This window comes from Pseudomonas sp. MONT-RG-20F-20-E-7-02 (genome assembly GCF_022662395.1).
Classification (GTDB): Bacteria; Pseudomonadota; Gammaproteobacteria; order Pseudomonadales; family Pseudomonadaceae; genus Aquipseudomonas.
In genome coordinates, this window is sequence record NZ_JAKNQN010000004.1 from 205,191 (window position 1) to 228,317 (window position 23,127).

23 protein-coding genes are annotated in these 23,127 nt (G+C 62.8%); 9 read left to right on the plus strand and 14 right to left on the minus strand.

The features are described 5' to 3' along the window. Window positions 1–57 precede the first annotated feature (57 nt). The 6 genes from L8I05_RS13885 to L8I05_RS13910 are packed head-to-tail and all read right to left on the minus strand — an operon-like array spanning window position 58 to window position 5,738. Window positions 58–990 (minus strand): phosphatidate cytidylyltransferase, encoded by a 933-nt coding sequence (locus L8I05_RS13885; protein ID WP_017528659.1) that lies wholly within the window; start codon window positions 988–990, stop codon window positions 58–60. A 1-nt stretch (window position 991) separates the two neighbouring features. Next, entirely contained in the window at window positions 992–1,612 is a 621-nt protein-coding gene (locus L8I05_RS13890; protein ID WP_242169601.1) for a lysophospholipid acyltransferase family protein, read from the minus strand. Window positions 1,613–1,621: 9 nt separating this feature from the next. Beyond that, complete coding sequence (locus L8I05_RS13895) at window positions 1,622–2,065, minus strand: hypothetical protein (RefSeq protein WP_242169603.1); 444 nt, start codon at window positions 2,063–2,065, stop codon at window positions 1,622–1,624. Next, complete coding sequence (locus L8I05_RS13900) at window positions 2,055–3,353, minus strand: phosphatase PAP2/dual specificity phosphatase family protein (RefSeq protein ID WP_242169605.1); 1,299 nt, start codon at window positions 3,351–3,353, stop codon at window positions 2,055–2,057. Before L8I05_RS13900 ends, L8I05_RS13895 begins: the two co-directional genes overlap by 11 nt. Before the next feature lie 2 nt (window positions 3,354–3,355). Next, window positions 3,356–5,110 (minus strand): bifunctional alpha/beta hydrolase/class I SAM-dependent methyltransferase, encoded by a 1,755-nt coding sequence (locus L8I05_RS13905; RefSeq protein ID WP_242169606.1) that lies wholly within the window; start codon window positions 5,108–5,110, stop codon window positions 3,356–3,358. 10 nt (window positions 5,111–5,120) lie between these two features. Next, window positions 5,121–5,738, minus strand: coding sequence for a CDP-alcohol phosphatidyltransferase family protein (locus L8I05_RS13910; RefSeq protein WP_242169608.1), 618 nt, complete (start codon window positions 5,736–5,738; stop codon window positions 5,121–5,123). Window positions 5,739–6,041: 303 nt separating this feature from the next. On the opposite strand from L8I05_RS13910, the gene L8I05_RS13915 reads away from it, so the two are divergent. From L8I05_RS13915 to cfaB, 8 genes are all read left to right on the plus strand, one after another. Further along, window positions 6,042–7,967 (plus strand): protease modulator HflK, encoded by a 1,926-nt coding sequence (locus L8I05_RS13915; protein ID WP_242169610.1) that lies wholly within the window; start codon window positions 6,042–6,044, stop codon window positions 7,965–7,967. Between the two features lie 12 nt (window positions 7,968–7,979). Beyond that, window positions 7,980–8,969 (plus strand): protease modulator HflC, encoded by a 990-nt coding sequence (locus tag L8I05_RS13920; RefSeq protein ID WP_242169612.1) that lies wholly within the window; start codon window positions 7,980–7,982, stop codon window positions 8,967–8,969. Next, window positions 8,966–10,000: a protease modulator HflK gene (locus L8I05_RS13925; protein ID WP_242169614.1), complete on the plus strand. Its 1,035-nt coding sequence runs from the start codon at window positions 8,966–8,968 to the stop codon at window positions 9,998–10,000. Before L8I05_RS13920 ends, L8I05_RS13925 begins: the two co-directional genes overlap by 4 nt. Then, complete coding sequence (locus L8I05_RS13930; protein WP_177016756.1) at window positions 9,997–11,883, plus strand: cation-translocating P-type ATPase; 1,887 nt, start codon at window positions 9,997–9,999, stop codon at window positions 11,881–11,883. Before L8I05_RS13925 ends, L8I05_RS13930 begins: the two co-directional genes overlap by 4 nt. A 116-nt stretch (window positions 11,884–11,999) precedes the next feature. Continuing rightward, the gene (locus tag L8I05_RS13935; protein WP_242169616.1) at window positions 12,000–12,254 is read left to right on the plus strand and encodes a hypothetical protein; all 255 of its coding nucleotides are present in this window, start codon (window positions 12,000–12,002) and stop codon (window positions 12,252–12,254) included. A gap of 67 nt (window positions 12,255–12,321) precedes the next feature. Then, window positions 12,322–13,167 carry a DUF692 domain-containing protein gene (locus L8I05_RS13940; RefSeq protein WP_242169618.1) on the plus strand — a complete coding sequence of 282 codons (846 nt, stop codon included), beginning with the start codon at window positions 12,322–12,324 and terminating at the stop codon, window positions 13,165–13,167. Next, window positions 13,158–13,946 carry a DNA-binding domain-containing protein gene (locus tag L8I05_RS13945; protein ID WP_242169620.1) on the plus strand — a complete coding sequence of 263 codons (789 nt, stop codon included), beginning with the start codon at window positions 13,158–13,160 and terminating at the stop codon, window positions 13,944–13,946. Before L8I05_RS13940 ends, L8I05_RS13945 begins: the two co-directional genes overlap by 10 nt. 87 nt (window positions 13,947–14,033) lie before the next feature. Then, the gene (gene cfaB / locus L8I05_RS13950; protein ID WP_177016753.1) at window positions 14,034–15,218 is read left to right on the plus strand and encodes a C17 cyclopropane fatty acid synthase CfaB; all 1,185 of its coding nucleotides are present in this window, start codon (window positions 14,034–14,036) and stop codon (window positions 15,216–15,218) included. A gap of 132 nt (window positions 15,219–15,350) precedes the next feature. Here the strand turns inward: cfaB and cls are convergent, their stop codons facing one another. After that, on the minus strand, window positions 15,351–16,790 hold the full coding sequence (gene cls, locus L8I05_RS13955; protein WP_159961190.1) for a cardiolipin synthase: 1,440 nt from the start codon (window positions 16,788–16,790) through the stop codon (window positions 15,351–15,353). 130 nt (window positions 16,791–16,920) lie between these two features. Between cls and L8I05_RS13960 the strand changes: the two genes are divergently transcribed. Continuing rightward, window positions 16,921–17,442 (plus strand): DUF3617 domain-containing protein, encoded by a 522-nt coding sequence (locus L8I05_RS13960; RefSeq protein ID WP_159961188.1) that lies wholly within the window; start codon window positions 16,921–16,923, stop codon window positions 17,440–17,442. Here the strand turns inward: L8I05_RS13960 and L8I05_RS13965 are convergent. The 7 genes from L8I05_RS13965 to folE2 are packed head-to-tail and all read right to left on the minus strand — an operon-like array spanning window position 17,439 to window position 23,064. Then, entirely contained in the window at window positions 17,439–18,776 is a 1,338-nt protein-coding gene (locus L8I05_RS13965; RefSeq protein WP_242169622.1) for a dihydroorotase, read from the minus strand. The two genes, L8I05_RS13960 and L8I05_RS13965, sit on opposite strands and share 4 nt — an antisense overlap. Window positions 18,777–18,779: 3 nt before the next feature. Next, window positions 18,780–19,340 (minus strand): DapH/DapD/GlmU-related protein, encoded by a 561-nt coding sequence (locus tag L8I05_RS13970; RefSeq protein ID WP_159961184.1) that lies wholly within the window; start codon window positions 19,338–19,340, stop codon window positions 18,780–18,782. Then, on the minus strand, window positions 19,337–19,750 hold the full coding sequence (gene hisI / locus L8I05_RS13975; RefSeq protein ID WP_242169624.1) for a phosphoribosyl-AMP cyclohydrolase: 414 nt from the start codon (window positions 19,748–19,750) through the stop codon (window positions 19,337–19,339). The genes L8I05_RS13970 and hisI overlap by 4 nt, the downstream gene beginning before the upstream one ends. Next, on the minus strand, window positions 19,747–20,625 hold the full coding sequence (locus tag L8I05_RS13980) for a metal ABC transporter substrate-binding protein (RefSeq protein ID WP_197626310.1): 879 nt from the start codon (window positions 20,623–20,625) through the stop codon (window positions 19,747–19,749). Before L8I05_RS13980 ends, hisI begins: the two co-directional genes overlap by 4 nt. A gap of 11 nt (window positions 20,626–20,636) precedes the next feature. Beyond that, window positions 20,637–21,503: a metal ABC transporter permease gene (locus L8I05_RS13985; protein ID WP_145158332.1), complete on the minus strand. Its 867-nt coding sequence runs from the start codon at window positions 21,501–21,503 to the stop codon at window positions 20,637–20,639. Then, the gene (locus tag L8I05_RS13990) at window positions 21,503–22,171 is read right to left on the minus strand and encodes an ATP-binding cassette domain-containing protein (protein WP_177016747.1); all 669 of its coding nucleotides are present in this window, start codon (window positions 22,169–22,171) and stop codon (window positions 21,503–21,505) included. Before L8I05_RS13990 ends, L8I05_RS13985 begins: the two co-directional genes overlap by 1 nt. Continuing rightward, complete coding sequence (gene folE2, locus L8I05_RS13995) at window positions 22,168–23,064, minus strand: GTP cyclohydrolase FolE2 (RefSeq protein WP_242169626.1); 897 nt, start codon at window positions 23,062–23,064, stop codon at window positions 22,168–22,170. The genes L8I05_RS13990 and folE2 overlap by 4 nt, the downstream gene beginning before the upstream one ends. Window positions 23,065–23,127: the final 63 nt, after the last annotated feature.

Genomic DNA, 23,127 nt, shown 5'->3' on the forward strand with positions numbered 1-23,127 from the left:
CCACGCAGAGCGTGGGAACAATCGTCAAACAACTGTGGGAGCTTGAGGTGGTATTTCTCAGGTCCACCAGTACCGAACAAGGTGGAAGAAAATCGGCGCGGCAAAACACACCGAATCCAGCCGGTCCAGCATCCCGCCGTGGCCTTCGATCATGTGGCCCCAATCCTTCACGCCCCGGTCCCGCTTGATGGCCGACATCACAATGCCGCCAGCAAACCCGAGCAGGTTGATCAGCAGTGCGATCAAGAACGACTGCCACGGGTTGAACGGCGTGGTCCACCACAGCGCTGCGCCGATCAGGGATGACAGCAGGATCCCGCCAACAAAGCCTTCGACGGTTTTTGACGGCGACAGGTTGGGGGCGATCTTGTGTTTGCCGAACAGCTTGCCGCACACGTACTGCAGCACGTCCGACAGCTGCACCACGATAACCAGGTAGGCGATCAGCAAGAGGTTGCGGCCTTCGTAGCCGGGGATGTCGAGGGTCAGCAGGGCCGGGACGAAGGACACGCAGAACACCGCGATCATCAGGCCCCATTGCACCTTCGATGCGCGCTCCAGGAAGTGCGTGCTGTCGCCGCCCAGCGAGGCGAGGATCGGCAGCAGCAGGAACACGTACACCGGGATAAAGATCGAGAACAGCCCATACCAGTCGGAATAGATCAGCAGGTATTGCAGCGGCAGCGCCAGGTAGAACGCGGCCACCAGCGCCGGGTAGTCGCTGCGGCGGGTCGGCGTAAGGGTCAGGAACTCGCGCAGGGCGTAGAACGACACCGCGTAGAACAGCAGGATCACCGCGCCGGTGCCGAGCCAGAAGGCGATGCCGATCACCACCACCATCACCCACCAGGCGTTGATGCGCGCGTTGAGATTGTCGATCACCGCATTCGGCGTGCCACGGGTGCGCAGCTTGAGGATCAGGCCGATCAGCGAGGCAAGCACCAGGATGGCGCCGATGCCGCCGAACAACATCAGGGTTTGGCTATCCATGTCAGACATGCTCCGGGGCGAGGGCGAGCAGGGCGTCGCGGGTGCGGGCGAGGAAGGCGGCTTTGTCTTCGCCGTCTCCCAATTGCAGCGGCGCGCCGAAGCTGGTGGTGCACAACAAAGGCAGCGGCAGTACGCGGCCCTTGGGCATGACCCGGTTGAGGTTGGCGATCCACACCGGGATCAGTTCGGCCTGTGGGTAACTTTTTGCCAGGTGATACAGGCCGCTTTTGAACGGCAGCAGGCCGTCTTCGAGATTGCGCGTGCCTTCGGGGAAGATGATCAGCGAGTCGCCACCTTCCAGCGCCGCGAGCATGGGCTGTAATGGGTTATCCACAGGGTCTTTGCGTTCGCGATCAATCAGCACGCCGTTGAACACGCGGTTGATGATGTAGCGGCGCAGCGCGCTTTTATTCCAGTAATCGCTGCCGGCCACCGGGCGCGTGAATTTGCGCAGGTTTTGCGGCAGCGACGCCCACACCAGCACGAAGTCGCCGTGGCTGCTGTGGTTGGCGAAATAGATGCGTTGCACCGGTACCGGCGCACACCCCAGCCACAGGCTGCGAGCGCCGGTGACGGTGCGGGCCATTGAAGTGATCAGCGTGGCAACCACGGGTTCGAACATGGGGATTCCTTATCCGGCGAAAGATAGCCAAGGGCTGGCGAGGATCACGGCCAGGGTCAGCAGCACTTGCGCGCCCAACAGCCAGGCTTGCTTGCGCAGCAGTTTGAGGGCGCCGCGACGGCGTTCGGTCCAGGGCCGGCCGGCTCGCTTGGCCGACTGCAGGCCAAGGCTTTGCAGGGCCTGGTCAAGGTCCGGGGTGCGGTCGGTGTCGCGGGCGAGCAGGGCGAACAGGTCGGCATCGAAGGCGACGCGCAGCGCCCAGTACTTTTGCAGCATCCCGAGGATAATCATCCACAGGCTGAGCAGCAGGCAGATCGGCGCAATGCTCGCCATCAGCAGTTGAGCCAGGCCGAATAACACGCCGAGCAGCGTCAGGCCTGTGGATAACTGATCCAGCGAGCGGCCGCGACGCAGCAGGTTGGCGACCACTTGGAGTTCCATATCAGCGGGCATGGGCTAAGCCCTCCAACGCTTCACGGTGAGCAGGATGCAGGACCACATGGGCCCGCGCTGTACGAATAATAGCCAGTGCCGCATCGACCGTAGCCGCGCGCCCGCTGTGCAGCAGCCAGGCGGCGACGGCGGTGGCGCTGCGCGAGTAGCCGAGGGCGCAACACACCAGTAAAGGTCCGTTTGCGCGCAAGCGTTCAATCGCCTGCGCGGCATGCAGGCATTCGGTGGGTGTCGGCGCGATCAGGTCCAGCACGGGGATGCATGCATACCCACGGCCCTGTGGATTAATCGGCAATTCGGCGCAGAGATCGACGATGGCCGTGAATGAACCTTGCTCACCCGTCGTGGGAATTCGCCCAAGCCAAACGTTATCCACAATCAGGTCCGGCTGTGGATGCTTGCGTGTCCACAGGCGTGAGTTGAGCCACGCCGCCGCCAGGTAGGGCGCGTACAGCCAGCGCGCGGCGGGCGTCAGCGTGCCGTCGGCGCGTTTTTGAAAGCCCGGCGCGCCCAGCACGAAGTAATTGGCCTTGATCAACCCCAGGGAAACCGCCGGCCACAGCAACCACAGCGACCCGCCGCCGAGCGCCAGCGCGAGAATCACCAAGGCCACGGCGCCCAGGCCGTAACGCACGCCCAGCCGCCAGCGTTTTCGGTCCCGCGTAAGCCGCACACTCAACAGCGGGCTCGGGTGTTCCAGCGGCCACAGCCATACGCACAGCCAGCCGGCGAGCGCGCCTGTGGGTAAGTCGATAAAGTGATGTTGATAAGTGGTCAGCACCGAAATACCGATCAGCGCGAACCAGCCGTGCACCACCCAGCGCCAAAAGCCTTGGGTGTGGCGCTGGTACATGACCCACAGGATCACCAGCAGCGCGATGTGCAGTGACGGCGCCTGGTTGAACGGCTTGTCGAAGCCCGCCAACACCGCAAACAGCCAGCCGAACACTCCGTCCAGTTCCGGCCGCTCGAAGGTGAAGCGCAGCGGCCAGATCAGGAAGCAGCTCACGGCAATCACTTGTGCCGTCAGCAGGCGCAGGGCGTGCTGTTTCAGTTCTTGTCGGCTGTTGGGCAGCAGCAGTGAGAATCCGTAAAGCAGGTCGATGGACCAGTAGGGCACGATGGTCCAGGCCCAGAACGGCATATGGATTTCCCAGCCAAACAACAGCGTGCCGACGTCGCTGCGCTGGCTGGTGACCCACGTGGCAAAGCCGTAGGTGCTGAAAAACAGCGGCGCCAACAGCAGCAGCCAGAGGACCGCGGGTTTCAATAGGCCGGGTTCGCGCATGCTCAGATCTTCTGTGCCAGAGACACAGTGAAAATGCCCCATTCGTCCACACGCTGAGTGATCTTGCGAAAGCCTGCGGCCTCGACGAGTTGATCCATTTCCGCCTGGCTGCGCCGGCGCATCACCCAGGCCTGGCCCTGGCGGTGGCTGGTCAGTGCGCGGGCGATCAGCTCCAGCTGCGGGTGCCACGGCTGGCCGGTGTAAACCAGGTAACCGCCGGGCTCCACGGCTTCGGCGAGACCGGCCAACGAGCCGCCAACCATGCCGTTATCGGCAAACAGCTCATACAACCCGGACACCACCGCCAACGTCGGCTTGGGCTCCAGCGCCGCCAGGTCCGCGCGATCAAACGCATCACCTTTGACGAACTGGGCGATATCCCCCAGGCCTTTTTCGCGAATCAGCGCGCCACCGTCGCGCACGTTGATGTCGCTGTAGTCGCGCAGCAGGATCGATTCCGGCAGCGGCGACACGCCCTGCAAGGCTTCCAGAATGTAGCGGCCGTGGCCCGCCGCGATGTCGACAATGCGCACTTCGCGATCATCACTGCGCAACTTGGCCATGGCCAGGCGCAGCAGTTCTTCGACATTCAGCTTGCGCTGGCGAATGCCGCGCCAGCCGATGGAGTTGAGGTAGTTGGTGTCGATCATCCGCCCCAACCCGCCCTTGCCGGTGGGCTTGTTGCGGTACACGTAATCGAGGGTGCTGCCGGAGTCGAAGCCGGTGTCGAAGCCCAGCTTCACGCCGTCCGAGAGGTTCTTGCCCAGGCCCATGCTGGCGCGGGTCATGCGCCAGTACAGGTCGCGCAACGAGTTGCGCGGCAGCGGTGCAGCCAGGGACTCGGACTCGGCGCAGGTGGCGCCCAGTTTGTCGGCGTCCAGCAGCGAGGCGCGGTCCAGCGGCTGGGCGAAGTTCTGCAGGATAAAGCGTTTGGCGCTGCTCACGGCCACGGCGCGGTCACGTTCGCCGAGGGTGTCGTGGAAGAAGCCGGGCAGGATGTGCAGCTCTTTTTTCAAACTGCCGAGGCGGTCGAAGAATCGCTGCTGGGGTTTGCGGTGTACCACGAAGTCGGAGCCGGAGATCAGCAGTTGCGTCGGCACCTGGATCGCCTGGGCATCGGCGACGACGCGGTCGGCAGCTTCGTACAGGCCGAGCAGCACATTCACCGAAATCGCCTTGGTGATCAGCGGGTCGCTGTCGTAGGAAGCCACGCGCTCGGGGTCATGGCTGAGGAACTTGGCCTTGACGTAACTGTTGACGAAAAAGTTGCCGCGAAACCTGCGCATCAGCGCCAGGCCCGGCCGCGCGAACGGCACGTAGAGCTTGACCTTGAACGCCGGCGAGGCGAGCACCAGTGCGCGGATTTTCGGCGCGTAATCGTGCACCCACGTGGCTGCGATCACCGCACCGACGCTCTGGGCAATCACCGCGCAGTTTTGTTCTTCGATGCCGTAGGTGTCGCCGATGTGGTCGCGGAAGGTTTGCACGTCGCGGGCGCTGGTGGCGAAGCTGGGGCTGTCGCCGCGCGCGCCGGGCGACTGGCCGTGGCCACGGGCGTCCCAAGCGAAGAAGTCGAACTGCGGCAGGTCGAGTTCATCGACCAAATGGGCAATGCGCCCCGAATGCTCGTGGCCGCGATGGAACAGCAGGATCGCCTTGCGCGGCTCATCGCCAAGCGGGGCGGTGGCCGGCCAGTGCCGGTAGAAAAGCTCGACGCCATCATGGGTACTGAAGGTGTGCTCTTGCTGTTCGCGCATCGCAAATTCCTTATGCAGAAGGGGAAGTCGTTTCTTTAAGACCTTGGCGCACACGGTTGACCAAGGTGTAGGCGAGCAGGGCGGCGACCAGCCACATCACCGTGTCGACCCAGCCTGCGCCGAGCCAGCCCAGCGCCACGCCGGTGGCCAACACGCCGAGTACAAACGCGCGATCACTCTTGCCCATCGGCCCGTCGTAGCGCCGCGACGCACCCACCATCGGCCCGAGCACACCGGCGTATTCGCTGAACACCGCCAGCAATGCCACCAGCAGTACCGGCGCCAGGCTCACACCAGGGATCAGTGCGAAGGGCAGGATCAGCGCGCTGTCGGCGATCACGTCGCACAGTTCATTGAGGTAGGCGCCCAGGCGCGACTGCTGGCCGAATTCCCGGGCGAGCATGCCATCGATGGCATTGAGGGCCATGCGCAGGATCATCCACAACGGGATCAGCGCAAACAGCCACAGGTGTTGAGCAAAGCTGGCGATCAGCAGGCCGACCAGCAGGGAAACCACGCCGGCCAGCACGGTGATCTGGTTGGCGGTGGTGCCGTTGTCGTAGAGGCGCTGCACAAGGGGGCGCAGCAGGTTTTGAAAACGCGGCTTGAGCTGATAGATCGAAATCATGGGGGATGACGCTTCCTTGTCCGTGGACCCGCGAAAAACTGTGTTGGAGTGTGCCGATTAATCCGTGCCTGCACCAGTGATGGCTCGTGTTTCTGGGGGTTTAGTCACGATCCCGAATGCAATGAAGGATAAATGTGGGAGCGGGCTTGCCCGCGATAGCGGTGTATCAAGTTAAACATCGCTAACTGACCCACCGCATTCGCGAGCAAGCCCGCACACAGGGGGTTTTGTGTTGTTTTCGAACAAAAATTTCACGCTGCGTGTTATATCGTAACGAATTATGTACAAGCGGGCGTTGAGCGGATGCAAGTGGATCTAGAAGCTGACGGCGCTTCGGTGGAAGGCCTGCCGCGTTTTCAGCAGGGGCTGTTTCATGCCCGTCGATTACGCCAGGCGGGCATCAGCCTGACGGCCCTTGCCGTTTGCGGTTGGGTGCTGGCGTTGTTTGTCGCCCTGTTTGCGCCGCTGTCGATCTGGCCGGTGGTGTTGATCAACTGCGCGTCGGCCTTGCTGGTGCTGGTGGCCGGGTTGCAATCGGCGTGGTGGGTCGCCGATTGGCGCGCCCAGGCGCTGGAAGCGCCGACGGCTGAAGTGATCGAACTGCCGGTTGAAGACACCGGCGGGTACACGCGCCTGCTCGGGCGTTTCGGTAGCGGCCTGCTGGCACAGATTGGCGCGCCGGTGCTGTGGCTGAGTGGCTGGTCGTTGCTGGCGTTGGTCAGCATCATCGAGTTCTGGAACCTGGCGTTGCCCGCCGCGCCGGTGGGGCAGTCGGCGAGTATCGGCGCTGCGCTTGGGTTGGCGTTGGCCTTTGGTTTACTGGTGTTCGAACGCCGCCTGGCGCAGGAAACGGCGGCCCAATGGCCGGAAGCCTCGCAGCTGGCGCAGTTGAGCCGGGTGGCGATTGCCTGCCTGGTGGTCAGCGCGATTTGCCTGCTGTTTGCCGGTGGGGAGACGGTGTGGCCATTGCGCCTGGCCGTGTTGATCGGCCTGCTGCCGGGGCTGGTCGCGGTGGAGTTTTTGCTGCGGGCGCTCCTTTCGCTGTTCAGCCCTCGCCAGCCACGCCTCGAACCGCGTTTGATGGCGCAAAGCTTTATCGCCGGGCTGTTGCGCTGGCCGCCCCAGCCGTTGCTGGCGTTGCAGCACGAGTTGCACAACCGCTTTGGCATCGACCTGCGCCAGATCTGGGCCTTTACCTACATGCGTCGGGCGTTCTTGCCGGTGCTGCTGGTGGTGCTGGCGGTCGGCTGGGCGCTGACCGGCGTGCACGAAGTGCCCCTGCAAGGCCGTGGGATTTATGAGCGCTTCGGTAAACCGGTGGAAGTGTTGGGCCCTGGCTTGCATGCCGGGTTGCCCTGGCCGTTGGGCCGCGTCATCAACGTGGAAAACGGTGTGGTGCATGAACTGGCCACCAGCGTCAGCGAAGCTTCCGCACCGGAGCTGGCTTCTGCTGAAGGCCCGGCGCCGACGATCGCCAACCGCTTGTGGGACGCCAGCCATGTGAATGACAAGGCCCAGGTGATCGCCAGCAGCAGTGGCGACAAACAGAGCTTCCAGATCGTCAATATGGACGTGCGCTTTGTCTACCGCATCGGCCTGACGGATAAGGCCGCGCTCGCCGCCACCTATAACAGCGCCGATGTACCGACCCTGATCCGCAGCACCGCCAGCCGCATTCTGGTTCACGACTTTGCCTCGCGCACGCTGGATGAATTGCTCGGCGAGCAACGCACCCAGCTGGCCGACGAAATCGGCCGTTCGGTGCAGGCGGACCTGCAAAAACTCGACAGTGGCGTGGAAATTCTGGCCACGGTGGTGGAAGCGATTCATCCACCGGCCGGCGCTGCCAACGCCTACCACGCGGTGCAGGCTGCGCAGATCGGCGCCCAGGCGCTGATCTCCCGTGAGCGCGGCGCCGCCAGCGAACAGACCAACCAGGCCTTGCTGCAAGCCAGCACCGCCCGCGACCAGGCCTTGGCCACTGCGCGTGAAGTGAATGCCGGCGCCCAAGCGGCTGACCTGCGTTTTACCGCCGAGCAAAAGGCCTATGCCACCGCAGGCCAGGCCTTCGTGCTGGAACAGTACCTCGGCCAACTCAGCCAAGGCCTGGCCCACGCCAAGCTGCTTATTCTGGATCACCGCCTGGGCGCCGATGGCGCGCCGACGATCGATCTGCGTTCTTTTACTTTGCCGGCCGACCCGATGGCGCCGCGTAAAGCCGTTCAATAAGGAGTCTGTCTGTTGAGCGCTCATTCTCACGATCACGGTCATCATCACGGCCACCACCACCATCATCATCACGGTGATGAGCAAGCGGCTGGCCCATTCCCTTGGCGGCGCATGGCCTGGGCGGTGTTGCTGGTGCTGTTTGCGGTGGCGGCCGCCAGCCTGGTGCAGGTGCGTTCCGGCGAAGCCACGGTGATTACGCGGTTCGGCAACCCGTCGCGGGTGCTGTTGGAGCCCGGCCTGGGCTGGCGCTGGCCGGCACCGTTCGAAGCGGCGATCCCGGTGGACCTGCGCCTGCGCACCACCTCCAGCGGTTTGCAGGATGTGGGCACCCGCGACGGCCTGCGGATTATCGTGCAGGCCTATGTGGCGTGGCAGGTCCAAGGCGATGCCGACAATGTGCAGCGCTTTATGCGTGCGGTGCAGAACCAGCCGGATGAAGCGGCTCGGCAGATTCGCACCTTCGTCGGCTCGGCGCTGGAAACCACCGCGGCCAGCTTTGACCTGTCGAGCCTGATTAACACCGACGCCAGCCAAGTGCGCATCGCCGACTTCGAAGCGCAGTTGCGCCAGCAGATTGATCAACAATTGCTCACCACCTATGGCGTGCGCGTGGCGCAAGTCGGTGTCGAGCGCCTGACCCTGCCGTCGGTCACCCTCACGGCCACCGTCGACCGCATGCGCGCCGAGCGCGAAACCATCGCCACCGAACGCACCGCCGTGGGCAAGCGTGAAGCGGCGCAGATTCGCTCGGCCGCCGAGCGCGATGCGCGCATCGTGCAGGCCGACGCCACGGTGAAAGCCGCCGATATCGAAGCGCAGTCGCGGGTTGAAGCGGCGCAGATTTATGGCCGCGCCTACGCCGGTAATCCGCAGCTGTACAACTTGCTGCGCTCGCTGGACACCTTGGGCACGGTGGTGACGCCGGGTACAAAAATCATCCTGCGCACCGACGCCGCGCCGTTTCGTGCGCTGGTGGACGGGCCGAAGGATGTTCAACCATGACGATGCGTGACAGCCCGGACAGCCCGTGGATTCAGGCCGGGCGCCTGACCTTCCTGGCGCTGTACGCGGTGACCGTGTTGGCGGCGTTGGCCTGGGCATTTTCCAACGTGCGCCAGATCGACCCGCAGAACCGTGCCGTGGTGCTGCACTTCGGCGCCCTCGACCGCATTCAGAACGCCGGGCTGTTATTGGCGTGGCCGCAGCCGTTCGAGCAGGTGGTGTTGTTGCCGGCCGCCGACCGAGTGATAGAGCGCCGGGTGGAGAACCTGTTGCGCTCCGACACGGCTATCCAGGCCGACCGCGTGGCCAGTTTTGCCACGCCATTGAGCGATGCCCTGGCGGGTTCCGGTTACCTGCTGACCGGCGATGCCGGCGTGGTGCAGTTGGATGTGCGGGTGTTCTATAAGGTCACCGAGCCCTACGCGTTTGTGTTGCAAGGCGAACACGTGCTGCCGGCGCTGGATCGCTTGGTGACGCGCAGCGCGGTGGCGCTGACGGCGGCGCGCGACCTGGACACGATTCTGGTGGCGCGCCCCGAATTGATCGGCAGCGACAACGGCGCCGCCGAGCGTCGTGAGCGGTTACGTGGCGACTTGGTGCAAGGCATCAACAAGCGCCTGGCGGAATTGGCCTCCACCGGTTTGGGGCTGGGCATCGAAGTGACCCGTGTCGACGTGCAGTCGAGCCTGCCGGGCCCGGCGGTGAATGCGTTCAATGCCGTGCTGACCGCCAGTCAGCAAGCCGATAAAGCCGTGGCGAATGCGCGTACCGACGCAGAAAAACTCACCCAGACCGCCAACCAAGAGGCTGACCGGCTGGTGCAAGTCGCCCACGCCCAGGCCAGCGAACGCCTGGCCAATGCCCAGGCGCAAACCGCCACTGTCGCCAGCCTGGCCCAGGTCAAAGACCCAGGTTTGTTGCTGCGTCTGTACCGCGAGCGTATGCCGAAGATTCTCGGCCAGGCCGGCTCCGTGACCACGGTCGATCCTAAAGACGACTCCCGCTTGATCATCCAGGGAGCCGAACAATGAGCGCGCCTATGCTGACTTCCGCCGAACAGCGCAGTGCTGCGCGGCAACTGACCTTGGCCATGTTGGCCCTGGGCTTACTGGTATTGGGCCTGGTGTGGCGCTGGCTGGCGCCGGACCAGAACGGCGTGAGCCAACTGCTGCTTGGCGTCGCGTCCTTGCTGGTCGCCGTGCCGGTGATGCGCTCGGCCTGGTACAGCCTGCGTTACCCGAGCCTGCATGGCATCACCGACCAATTGATCGCCCTGGCGATGATCGGCGCGTGGGCTACGGGCGATCTGCTGACCGCTGCGTTGCTGCCGATCATCATGATTTTCGGCCACGTGCTGGAAGAGCGCAGCGTGATTGGCTCCCAGGAAGCGATTCATGCTTTGGGCAAACTGACCCGCAGCCATGCGCGGCTGGTGCAGGCTGACGGCAGCATTGTTGAAGTGGATAACGGCACGCTGAACACCGGCGATATCGTCGAAGTGCGCGCCGGTGACCGCGTGCCCGCCGATGGCGTGGTGCTGTCGGGCCAGGCGAGCCTGGACACGGCGCCGATCACTGGCGAGTCGGTGCCGTTGGAGGCCAGCGTCGGTGTGCAGGTGTTTGGTGGCGCGATCAACCTGGATGGCTTGCTGCGCCTTGAAGTGACGCGTACGGGTCATGAATCGACCTTGGGCAAAGTCATTGCGCTGATGCAGAACGCCGAGCGTTCCAAGCCGCCGATCACGCGGCTGCTGGAGCGTTATGCCGGCAGCTATATGGTGCTGGTGTTGCTGCTGGCGGCGGTGACCTGGTTTGTGACCAATGACGCCCAGGCGATGTTGGCCGTGCTGGTGGCGGCGTGCCCGTGTGCGTTGGTGCTGTCGGCCCCGGCCACGGCGATTGCCGGGATTGCGGTGGCGGCGCGGCACGGGATTTTGATTCGCAGCTCGGCGTTTCTTGAGGAACTGGCCGACCTGACTTCGTTGGTGGTCGACAAGACCGGTACGTTGACCTTTGGCACGCTGCGTCTGCAGTCCATCGAGACCACAGCACCCGATCGGCAGGTGTTGCTGAACCTGGCGGCCAGCCTTGGCTCGGCCAGCAGCCACCCGGTCAGCCGCGCGTTGGCGGGCTTGGCGACGCAGGAACAGATGCTGGTGCTCACGGATATTCGCGAACGCCAGGGCTTGGGTGTTGTAGCGCGGACCGAGCAGGGCGAAGCGGCCTTGGGGCGCCCGGAGTTGTTCGAGCAATTGGGCATCGTGACCACTGAGGTGCCGAACCACGATGGCCCGATTGCCGGGTTGGCATTGAACGGGCAATTCCTCGCCTGGCTGTTGCTCGCCGACAGCGTCAAGCCGGAGGCACGCCAGGCATTGCAAGAGCTACGCGACTTGGGCCTGGGTCGCCAACTGCTGCTGACCGGCGACCGTCAGAGCGTTGCCGACAGCCTGGCATTGGACGTGGGCATCAGCGATGTCGAAGCCCAGGCCTTACCGGAAGACAAACTCAACCGCGTGCTGGGGGAAATCGGCAGCGGTTTCCGGCCGATGGTGGTGGGCGATGGCATCAACGACTCGCTGGCGCTCAAGGCGGGCGTGGTGGGCGTGGCGATGGGCGCGGGCGGGGCGGACATCGCACTGGCGTCGGCGGATGTGGTGTTGATCGGCAGCGACCTGCGCCGCCTGGGCACCTGTGTGCGCTTGAGCCGCCAGTGCCGACACACGTTGCAGGTCAACGTGATCATCGGCTTGGGCTGGACGCTGGCCATCGTGGTGTTCGCCGCATTTGGCTGGCTGGGCGCGGCCGGCGCGATGATTGCGGCGGTGTTGCATAACCTCAGCACCTTGCTGGTACTGGGCAACGCCGGGCGTTTGCTGCGCTTTCAGGAGCCGCTTTTGAAGCTCGAAGAATAATTTTCAGAAATATTTGCACACAGCTGTAACGCCGATAAGGGACCTCACTCTAGTGGTATGTCGAGACTGAACAATCCGTTCAGACCGACTCCACTACCGATCATGAGGAATACACGATGAACATCAAATCCGCTGCTGCTGGTGCCGCTCTCGCAATGGCCGCCGCTACCATGTTTGCTGGTGTTGTCACTCAGGCTCAAGCCGCTGACACGGCCGTGCACTGCTACGGCATCAACGCCTGCAAAGGCCAGAACGATTGCAAAACCAAGGACCATGCGTGCAAAGGTCTGGGTTCTTGCAAAGGCCAGGGCTTCGTTGCCAAGCCTTCGGCTGATGCCTGCATGAAGGCTGGCGGCACCGTCGGCGAATAACCGGCAACCGAGTGCACCCGCAGCGGAAGCCCCCCACCGCTGCGGACACTTTGCCCTGGAGTGAGTCATGTCCGCGTCCCTTCCAAGTCTGGGTTACGGCCTGGGTTTACGCAGTGAGTACTACCAGCAGATCCTTGAACAATCGCCGGCCGTGGATTGGTTCGAAGTGATCTCCGAGAATTATCTGGTCCAGGGCGGTAAAGCCTTGTATTACCTGGACGCGATAGCCGAGCGCTATCCCTTGGTGATGCACGGTGTGTCCCTGTCCATCGGTGGGCCGCATGCCCTCGATACCGATTACCTGAAACACATCAAACAGCTCGCCGAGCGCATTCAGCCCGCGTGGATTTCCGATCACCTGTGCTGGAGCCGTGGCAGCGCACACCAGCTGCACGACTTGCTGCCGCTGCCTTACACCGAAGAAAGCCTTTACCACGTGGCCAGCCGCGTACGCCAAGTGCAGGACGTATTGCAGCGCCCGCTGGTGCTGGAAAACGTCTCCAGTTATGTGCGCTCCAAGGCCGACGAATTCACCGAGTGGGAATTTCTCAACGCCCTGGCCCACCTCACCGGGTGCCAGCTGTTGCTGGACGTTAACAACGTGTACGTCAGCTCGCGTAACCACGGGTTCGACGCCTGGACGTTTATCCGCAATCTGCCGCCCGAAAGCATCCGCCAACTGCACCTGGCCGGGCATATGGATTACGGCGACTACGTGGTCGACACCCATGACCACCCGGTGTGCGACCCGGTGTGGGCGCTTTATCAACAGACGCTGGAATTGCTGGGGCCGGTGTCGACGCTGTTGGAACGTGATGACCATTTCCCGCCGTTCGAAGAGTTGCTCACCGAGTTGAGCAAGGCCCGTGAGCTGGGCGCCAGCGCGTTGGCCAGGAGGGCGTTATGCGCCTGATCGACTGGCAGCTGGCCTTTGAACAGCATCTATTGTCCGAAAGCTCGGTGGCCAACAGTGGCTTTGCCGCCACCTTGCTGGGCGGGCCGACCCTGGACGTGGACACGGGCCTGGCGATTTATCACAACGCCTATGTCTCGCGGCTGCAGGAAGTGTTGCGCCACGACTTCAGCGCCATCTGGTATTGGCTGGGTGACGACGAATTCGCGTTACTGACAGACGCCTACGTGCGGCGCTATCCGTCGGCCCATTACAGCCTGCGTTGGTTGGGCGAGCGGTTCCCGGCATTTCTCGTTGAGCATCTGGTGGCGGAGCAGAGCGCGCCGCTGGCCGAGCTGGCGCGATTGGAGTGGGCGTTTACCCTCGCCTTCGATGCGCCGCAGGGTGAGCCTTTGAGCCTCAATGACATGGCGCAACTGGCGCCCGAAGACTGGCCGGGGTTGCAGGTGAGCCTGGCGCCGTCGGTGCAGCAGGTGCTGTGCCATTTCAATAGCGTGGCGATCTGGCGCGCAAGCAAGGATGAGTCGGATTTCCCCCACAGCCACGCATTGGAACTGGCGCAGATTTGCCTGGTGTGGCGTCACCAGAATGTCTGCCATTACCGCAGCCTGGAGCCTGATGAAGCCTGCGCGCTGGCAGGCATGGCCACCACCGGCTGGAACTTTTCAGAACTGTGCGCAGAGTTGGCAGTCACTACTGGAGAGGGTGCATCGCTGCAAGCGGTTACGTGGCTGAAACAGTGGATCCAAGACGGTTTGCTCGAGTTTCGAGCCCCATAGATCAGCGCTATCAAATCGATAGCCTCCTACTTTGTCTTCGGATGGTCTACCCTCACTCCAGACGTCTGAAACAAGGGGGGATTACTCATGCTCGCGCAACTTCCACCGGCCTTACAGAATCTCAAGCTACCGCTGCGTCTTCGACTCTGGGACGGCCATGAATTCAACTTGGGCCCCGAGCCCAGTGTGACCATCGTGGTGAAGGACCCCACGGTCGTTTCCAGCCTGACCCATCCAACGCTCGACTCATTGGGCGAAGCCTTCGTCGAGGGCAAATTGGAGCTGGAAGGCTCCATCACCGAAGTGATCCGGGTGTGTGACGAGCTGAGTCACGCCTTGATCGATGACGACGAGGGGAGTCGTCCGGTGCGCTCGATCCACGACAAGGCTACTGACGCAGCCGCCATTTCCTACCATTACGACCTGTCCAACGAGTTCTACCAGCTATGGCTGGATCAGGACATGGCGTACTCCTGCGGTTATTTCGAAACCGGCAGCGAATCCATCGACCAGGCTCAACAAGACAAATTCCGCCACCTGTGCCGCAAGTTGCGCTTGCAGCCGGGCGAGTATTTGCTCGACGTAGGCTGTGGTTGGGGCGGGCTGGCGCGTTTTGCCGCGCGTGAGTTTGGGGTCAAGGTGTTTGGTATCACCCTGAGCAAAGAGCAATTGGCGCTGGCCCGCGAACGGGTCAAAGCCGAGGGCCTGGAAGGCCAGGTAGACCTGCAACTGCTCGACTACCGCGACCTGCCTCAAGACGGCCGTTTCGACAAAGTGGTGAGCGTGGGCATGTTCGAACACGTCGGCCACGCCAACCTGGCCCAGTACTGCAAAACCCTGTTTGGCGCGGTGCGTGAAGGCGGCCTGGTGATGAACCACGGCATTACCGCCAAGCACACCGACGGCCGCCCCGTGGGCCGTGGCGCCGGGGATTTTATCGAGCGGTATGTGTTCCCCAACGGCGAGCTGCCGCACCTGGCGATGATGACCGCGGAAATCAGTGAAGTCGGGCTGGAAGTGGTCGACGTCGAAAGCCTGCGCCTGCACTACGCGCGCACGCTGGACCATTGGAGCGAACGCCTGGAAGACAACCTGGAAGCGGCGGCGAAGATGGTGCCGGAGCAAGCGTTGCGCATCTGGCGGCTGTACCTGGCGGGCTGCGCGTATGCGTTTGCGCGGGGCTGGATCAACCTGCACCAGATATTGGCGGTGAAACCGCATGCCGATGGCAGCCATGAACTGCCGTGGACGCGGGAAGATATTTACCGCTGATCTTCAAAACACACTGGGGATCAAAAACTGTGGGAGCTGGCTTGCCTGCGATGGCGGTGTATCAGGACCAGATGGGTCAACTGACACACCGCCATCGCAGGCAAGCCAGCTCCCACATTTGTTCTGTTGTGCTCAGAGGATGGGTGAAATAAGCCGCGCAACCCGCATGCCCAACTGTTGCAGGCGGCGCGTCTCGCGGCTTTCTTCCTGGCTGACTTCATGGGCCAGGGCAAAGTCATCCAGCAGCATCTGCTCCACTTCGCTGGCGAACGCCTCATCCACCGTCAGCAACATCACTTCAAAATTCAGCCGGAACGAACGGTTGTCCATGTTCGCGCTGCCGATGGCGCTGATCTCGCTGTCGACCAGCACCACTTTCTGGTGCAGGAAGCCCGGTTTATAGCGGAACACCCGCACCCCGGCGCGCACCGCTTCGATGGCGTAGAGGCTGGAGGCGGCATACACAATGCGGTGGTCGGGCCGCGACGGCAGCAGCAGGCGTACATCTACGCCACGCAGAACCGCCAGGCGCAGGGCGGAGAACACCGCCTCATCGGGCACGAAATAGGGGCTGGTGATCCACACGCGTTCGGTCGCTGCGTGGATGGCCTCGACGAAAAACAGCGAGCAGGTTTCGTACGGGTCGGCCGGGCCGCTGGCGAGCAATTGGCAAAGCACGCCGTCCTCGGGGTAAGCGTCCGGCAGGATCAGCGGCGGCAGCTCGCGCGCGGCCCAGAACCAATCTTCGGCAAACGATTCCTGCAGGCACGCCACCACCGGGCCGGTGACTTGCACATGGGTATCGCGCCACGGCGCCAGCGGTGGTTTTTTGCCCAGGTATTCATCGCCGACGTTATGCCCGCCGACAAACCCGGTGATGCCATCCACCACCACGATTTTGCGGTGGTTGCGGAAGTTGACCTGGAACCGATTGAGCCAGCCGCTGCGGGTGGCGAACGCTTTGACTTTGACCCCGGCGTCGCGCAGCGATTGTACGTAGCGGTGGGGCAGGGCGTGGCTGCCGATGCGGTCGTAGAGCACGTGAATGTCTACGCCTTCGGCAGCTTTTTCCTTCAGCAAGGCGTGCAACTGCCTGCCAAGCTCGTCGTCATGAATGATGAAAAACTGGAACAGCACCGCCGTTTTGGCGTTGCGAATCGCCTCGAAGATCGCGCTGAACGTGGCGTCGCCATTGATCAATAGGCGCACTTGATTGTTGGCCAGGCACGGCATGCGTCCCAGTTTGGGCATGGCGCGCAGCGAGGCATAGGCACTGGAGTTGCGCGCGGCCAGGGCTTCTTCGACCCAGGGGCGCCAGTTCAGCTCGGTGATAGCGGTGTGCATTTCCTGATTGGCCTGGCGCCGCGCCTGGATGTACGCGTCGAAGGTGCTGCGGCCGAAAATCAGGTAGGGAATCAGCGTCAGGTACGGCATGAACATCAGTGACAACGCCCAGGCAATCGAGCCTTGGGCAGTCCTGACCGTCAGCACCGCGTGGATCGCGGCCAGAGTCCCGAGAAAGTGCAACGTGGCAATGAAGTAGGCGAGCAGGTGCGGGCCAAAAAAATCCATGAATGACTTAACTCCAGGCAATCAAGTGCCTAACAGACCATGAACCGCCGTGAATGTCGCTATTTTATTTGCCGTGCAACACTGACACCTTTGCGGCGTCTAACGCCCACAATTACCCAGGAGTTACCCGATGAATGCTCGTCTGCTCAGTTTGGCCATGGTTGTTGGATTGTCGCTGCCCGTGGCGGCTCAGGCGCAGATGCTGGCGCCGGGCTTGTGGGAATTGACCACCAGCAATATGAAAGTCGACAACCAGGACTTGCCGGACCTGTCGCTGATCCTCGGTCAGCTCAAGCAACAGATGACACCTGAACAGCGCGCCATGCTGGAAAAACAAGGCATCACCATGGCCGGCAAAGGCGTGCAGGTTTGCCTGACGCCCGCCCAAGTCGCGTCGGATTCCATTCCGCTGACCGACCCGCAGTCGGGCTGCAAACAGGAAGTGACCGACAAGACCGGAAACCAGTGGAAATTCCGTTTCAGCTGCCCGAAAGCCCAAGGCACCGGCGTTGCCACGTTCCAGAGTCAGCAGGAATTCACCACCACCGTGAACGGCACCTTCAATGCCACCGGCATCCAGCAAAAGGGCAGCCTCGACACGCACGCCCAGTGGCTGGGCAACGATTGCGGTACGGTCAAACCCCGCGCTTAACGCAAAAAGTGCAGGGGCAAGCCCTGGCAGCTGTCGACCACCTGGCCGTTGTGCCACGCCAGGTGGCCGGACACCAGCGTGGTGCTGACGCTGTGGCGAAAGCTGCGCTCGGCGAAAGGCGTCCAGCCGCAGCGCGCGAGAATCGGCTGGCTGCTGACGGGTTTGCCTTCGGGCTCGGGCTTGATCAGCACCAGGTCAGCCCAATAGCCTTCGCGTAGGTAGCCGCGGTCCGGGATGGCGAACAGGTCAGCAACACGGTGGCTGGTTTTAGCCACCAGCGTGGTCAGCGGCAGATGCCCGTCGATCACCAACTCCAACAACGCCGGCAACGCGTGCTGCACCAGCGGCAGGCCGGAGGGTGCTTCGCGGTAGCCCAACTGTTTTTGCGCCCAGGTATGCGGCGCATGATCAGTGCCAATCACATCCAGACGCTCACTCAGCAAGGCCAGGCGCAGCGCGTCGCGGTCGGCGCGGGTCTTGATCGCCGGGTTGCATTTGATCTGGTGGCCGAGGCGGTGATAGTCGCGGTCATCGAACAGCAAGTGGTGCAGGCAGACCTCGGCGGTGATGCGCTTTTCGGCCAGGGGTTTGTCTTCGAATAAGGCCAGCTCGCGGGCGCTGGTCAGGTGCAGCACATGCAGGCGCGTGCCGTGACGCTTGGCCAGCTCCACTGCAAACGACGACGAGCGATAGCAGGCTTCGGCATCGCGAATCAGTGGATGGGCGACGGCAGGGATATTGTCGCCAAAGCGCTCACGCAGACGCTGTTCGTTGGCCAGGATGCTCGGTGTGTGTTCGCAGTGAGCGAGCAGAATAGTCGGCACTTCGGCAAACAGTCGCTCCAGAATCCGTGGGTCGTCCACCAGCATGTTGCCGGTGGAGGCGCCCATGAACACTTTCACCCCGGCCACTTCGCGCGGGTCGAGGGCGGCGACGGTGTCGAGATTGTCGTTGCTCACGCCAAAGTGAAAGCCGTAGTTGGCCACCGAGTGCAACGCTGCGCGACGCTTTTTATCGGCCAGGGCTTCCAGGTTCAAGGTGGCGGGATGGGTGTTGGGCATGTCCATGAAGCTGGTGATACCACCGGCCACCGCCGCACGGGATTCGCTGTAGAAGCTGCCTTTGTCGGGCGCGCCGGGTTCGCGGAAATGCACCTGGTCGTCGATCATGCCCGGCAGCAGCCACTGACCTTGTGCGTCAATTTCCACCGGTTCGTTGTAGCCTTCGAGGCTGGCGGCGATCTTCTCGATACGGCCATTGGCGACCAGTACATCGGCGTCAAACTCCTGGCCTTCATTCACCAGACGGGCATTGCGAATCAGCAGGCGGCTCATGGTTCAGAACTCGTTTTGCAAGGCTTTGTAGCCACGCACCAAATCGACGTTGGTGCGCGCCACGTCTTCGGAGAACTCCGAGGCGCTGACACTCACCGGCGGGAATTGCGACAGGTCAGTGTTCGGCCCGATGCGGGTGGTGGAGGGCACATAGAACGCGGCGGGCAGGTCGCGGCCATCCACCACTGAGTTGTGGCGCACCACGCAGCCATCGCCGACGGCGCAGTTGAACAGCACGCTGTTGAAGCCGATGAACACACGGTCGCCGACGGTGCAGGGGCCGTGGACGATGGAACGGTGGGCGATGGAAGTGAACTCGCCGATGTTCACCGCCGCGCCGGATTTGGAGTGAATGACCACGCCGTCCTGAATGTTCGAGTTGGCGCCGATGGTGATCGGGTCCATGTCGCCGGTGGCGTCGACTTCGTCGGCGCGTATCACGGCGTAGGGGCCGACGAATACGTTCTCGCCGATGATGACCTTGCCGCAGATGATTGCGGTTTTATCGACGTAGGCCGATTCGGCAATCACCGGCAGATCGCCAGAAGGGTTTTTGCGGATCATGCAGCGGGCTCCGTAATGACATTAACGTAGGCGCCATCGATGGCGTTGTAGAAACAGGTGGGCCGGCCGGTGTGGCAGGCCGGGCCTTGCTGGTCGACGATCAGCAGCACGGCGTCGCCGTCGCAGTCGAGCCGCGCTTCGACCAACTGCTGCCAGTGGCCGGAGCTTTCACCTTTGCGCCACAGCTGTTGGCGCGAGCGCGACCAGTAGCAGACTTGGCCGGTGGCCAGGGTTTCATTGAGGGCCTGGCGGTTCATCCAGGCCAGCATCAACACCTCGCCGCTGCCGTGTTGCTGGGCGATGGCGGCGATCAGGCCATCGCGGTTCCACGGCAGGGCGTCGAGCACGGGTTCGAGTGGAAAGCGGCTGCCGAGGGCAGCCCCTTCCAGGTCGAGCATGCTCAGGGTCATGGCTTGCTCAGGGCGGCGCACAGGGTGTTGAGGTTGTATTCGAACAGCCCGGTGAAGGTGCTGGCCGGGCCTTCGGCGGCGAGGGCGTCGGAGTACAAGGTGCCGCCGATTTGCGCGCCGCTTTCGTCAGCAATCTGCTTGAGCAGGCGCGAATCCTTGATGTTTTCCATGAACACGGCTTTGACCTTGTCTTTGCGGATCTGGGTGATCAGCGCGGCAACTTCGGCGGCAGACGGTTCGCGTTCAGTCGACAGGCCTTGGGGCGCCAGGAACTGGATGCCATAGGCCTGGCCGAGATAACCGAAGGCGTCATGGGACGTGACGATGCGACGGTTACCCGGTGGCAGCGCGCCGAACTTGGCTTTGGCTTCGGCCAGCAAGCGGTAGATTTCTTTCAGGTAGGTTTGGCTATTGCGCTGGTAGTCGGCTTTGTTGGCCGGGTCGGCGGCAATCAGCGCCTTGGTGATGTTGTTGACGTAGATTTCGGCGTTGGCCAGGTTATGCCAGGCGTGCGGGTCGGGAATGGTTTCGCCGTCTTCTTCCATGGTGTGGGAGATCACGCCTTTGCTGGCGGTCACCACCGTGGCCTTGGTTTCGGTGCTGGTCACCAGGCGGTCCAGCCAGGGCTCGAAGCCCAAACCGTTCTTGATGATTACCTTGGCCTTGAGCAGCGCCTTGGCGTCGTCCGGCGTGGGTTCGTAGGTGTGGGCGTCGGCGTCCGGGCCGACCATGTTGCTGATCTGGATGTGATCGCCACCGATCTGGTGGGTGATGTCATCGAGAATACTGAAGCTGGTAACCACCTGGAGTTTGTCGGCAGCCTGAGCCATCGACAACGGCAGCAGCAGGCTGAACAGCACGAGTAGAGCGCGCATCGGGAAACACCTCATTGGGATGTAAGAGAGGGCGGGCGGCGCAGCAAGCCGTGCACCGGACCGAAGACCACGGAAAGCAAATACCCGCCGCCAGCCACCAGCACGATGGCCGGGCCGCTGGGCAGCGAGTAGTAGAACGACAGCAATAAACCGAACCACACCGACAGGCATCCCAGCACCGCCGACACCGCAATCAACACCGGCAGGCGCCGGCTCCAGAACCGTGAAGCAATCGCCGGCAACATCATCAAACCCACCACCATCAACGCGCCGATGGCCTGGAAGCCGATCACCAGGTTCAGCACCACCAAGGTCAGGAACAACCCATGAGCGAGCGGGCCGAGGCGGCTGACGGTTTGCAGGAACAGCGGGTCGAGGGTGTCCAGCAACAGCGGTTTGTAGATCAGCGCCATGGCGATCAAGCTGAAGCCGGAGACCCAGAGCATGCCGGTGAGGGTGGTTTCGTCCACGGCCAGCGCTGAACCGAACAGCAGGTGCAAAAGGTCCAGGCGCTTGCCGGCGATGCCGAGGATCAGCACACCGGCGGCGAGGGAAATGGGGTAGATGGCGGCGAGGCTGGCGTCTTCGCGCAGGCCGGTGCGGCGGGTGATCCATGCGGATAAACCGGCCATGCTCAACCCGGCGCCGAGGCCGCCGATGGTCAGCGCGGGCAGGCTGAGCCCGGCAAACCAGAAGCCCAGTGCGGCGCCGGGCAGAATGCCGTGGGCCACGGCGTCACCGATCAGGCTCATGCGCCGCAGGATCAGGAACACTCCCAGCGGCGCGGTGCTGCAGGCGAGCACCAGCCCGCCGATGAGTGCGCGGCGCATGAAAACGAAGTCGAAGAAGGGCATCCACAAGTGCGCGGCGAAGTGCATCAGGCCACCTGCATGTGGGCTTGGGGACGGATCAGTTCTTTGCTGGGCCCGAACACGCAGCCGGTGCTTTTTATCTGCACCACGTTCTGGGTGTGGTGGCGCACGGACGCCAGGTCATGGCAGACGACGATCAGCGTGCGGCCTTGATCGTGCCAGGCGTGGATGTGTTTCCAGCACAGCGCCTGGCCTTCTTCGTCGAGGGCGGCGTGGGGCTCGTCGAGCAACAACACCGGCGCTTCGGCCAGGCTCATGCGCGCGAGCAGGGCGCGTTGCAGTTCGCCGCCGGACAAGGCCATCAGCGGGCGATGTTCCAGGCCGCTGAGGCACCAATCTTCCAGCACGGCTTGCAGGCGTTCGCTGCGTTGTGGCGGCGTGAGCTGGGTGCCCCAGAAACCGGCGGCGACCAACGCTTGCAGGCTGATCGGAAACTGTCTGTCGAGGTGTTGTTGCTGAGGCAGGAACGACAGGCCGCCTCGGCGTGGAACATCCACACTGACCTTGCCCGCCAGCGGCTTTTGCAAGCCGGCGATCACTTTGAGCAGGCTGCTTTTGCCGGTGCCGTTGGCGCCGATGATGCCGGTGAGGCTGCCTTTTTCCAGGGTCAAATCCAGCGCAGGGGTGAGCGGTTGCCCCGGTGCACCCCAGCGCAGAGCGTTACAGGTGATCATGCAGAGTCTCTCGTCCAGCGGCTTTCAGCCACGGCATCGTGCGCGTGCAGGCTTTCGGCGTGGATCACTTTCAGGTGGAAGGCTTTGACGGCATCCGAGCGTTTCAAGGCGAGGTTGAGGCGGCGGGCGGCATCTTCGCAGAACATCAGGTTCTGCCCGTTGGCCAGGGCGAAGGCTTGTTCGTCCGCACGTTTCACAGCGGTTTGCACGGCGGTGCCCAGGGCAGTTTCGACGTCGTCGATCAAGTTGGTGAGCGGCAAAGTGGACAGTTTGGCGTCCAGCTGGATGCAGAGCTGTGCGCTGCTGCGTTGGCTGTGGGGCGTGGCGACGATGCCGTTGGGGCTGCCGAGCCAAGTCAGCACGTCTTCATGCTGCAACGGCGTGTTGGCGAAATCTTCGAGAAATTGCTGCTGAATCAATTGCCTGGCGAGCGCAGCGGAGCAGGGGCAGGTTGAGGAATACGTAACGTCAATTTTTAGTTCCACGTGGAACATCTGATTTTCCAAGCGCGCTTCGATGCACACCGGGTAGCCCTTCCAGCCGGCCAATGGGCTGACCAACGCCGGGCGTTTTAGCAGCAAATCAGTGTGGATTCGCAAGTAGGCGTTCTTAGATAAACCTTCATGACTCTCAAGAAAGCGCTCAAGTAGAGTACGCAGAAGCGCAGGCGTCAGCGGCTGTTGGTCGAGCATTTCCAGGGCCAGGTACAGGCGTGACATATGAATGCCACGCGCCTCGCCGTCGTCCAGGCTGACGCCCGCATCGGCGGTGGCGGTCAGGCGTTGGCCGTCGATGAGGATCGGCAAGGCGATACCGCACATGCCTACCCAGTCGAGGGGCAAGGCTTGGCGTGAAGCCTGCGCGGCGATATCCGGCAGAGTCAGCGCATTCATGAGCAGGTCCATCGTTGGAAATAAAAAGACATGTTATATTATAACTATTGAGTCGACGATGAT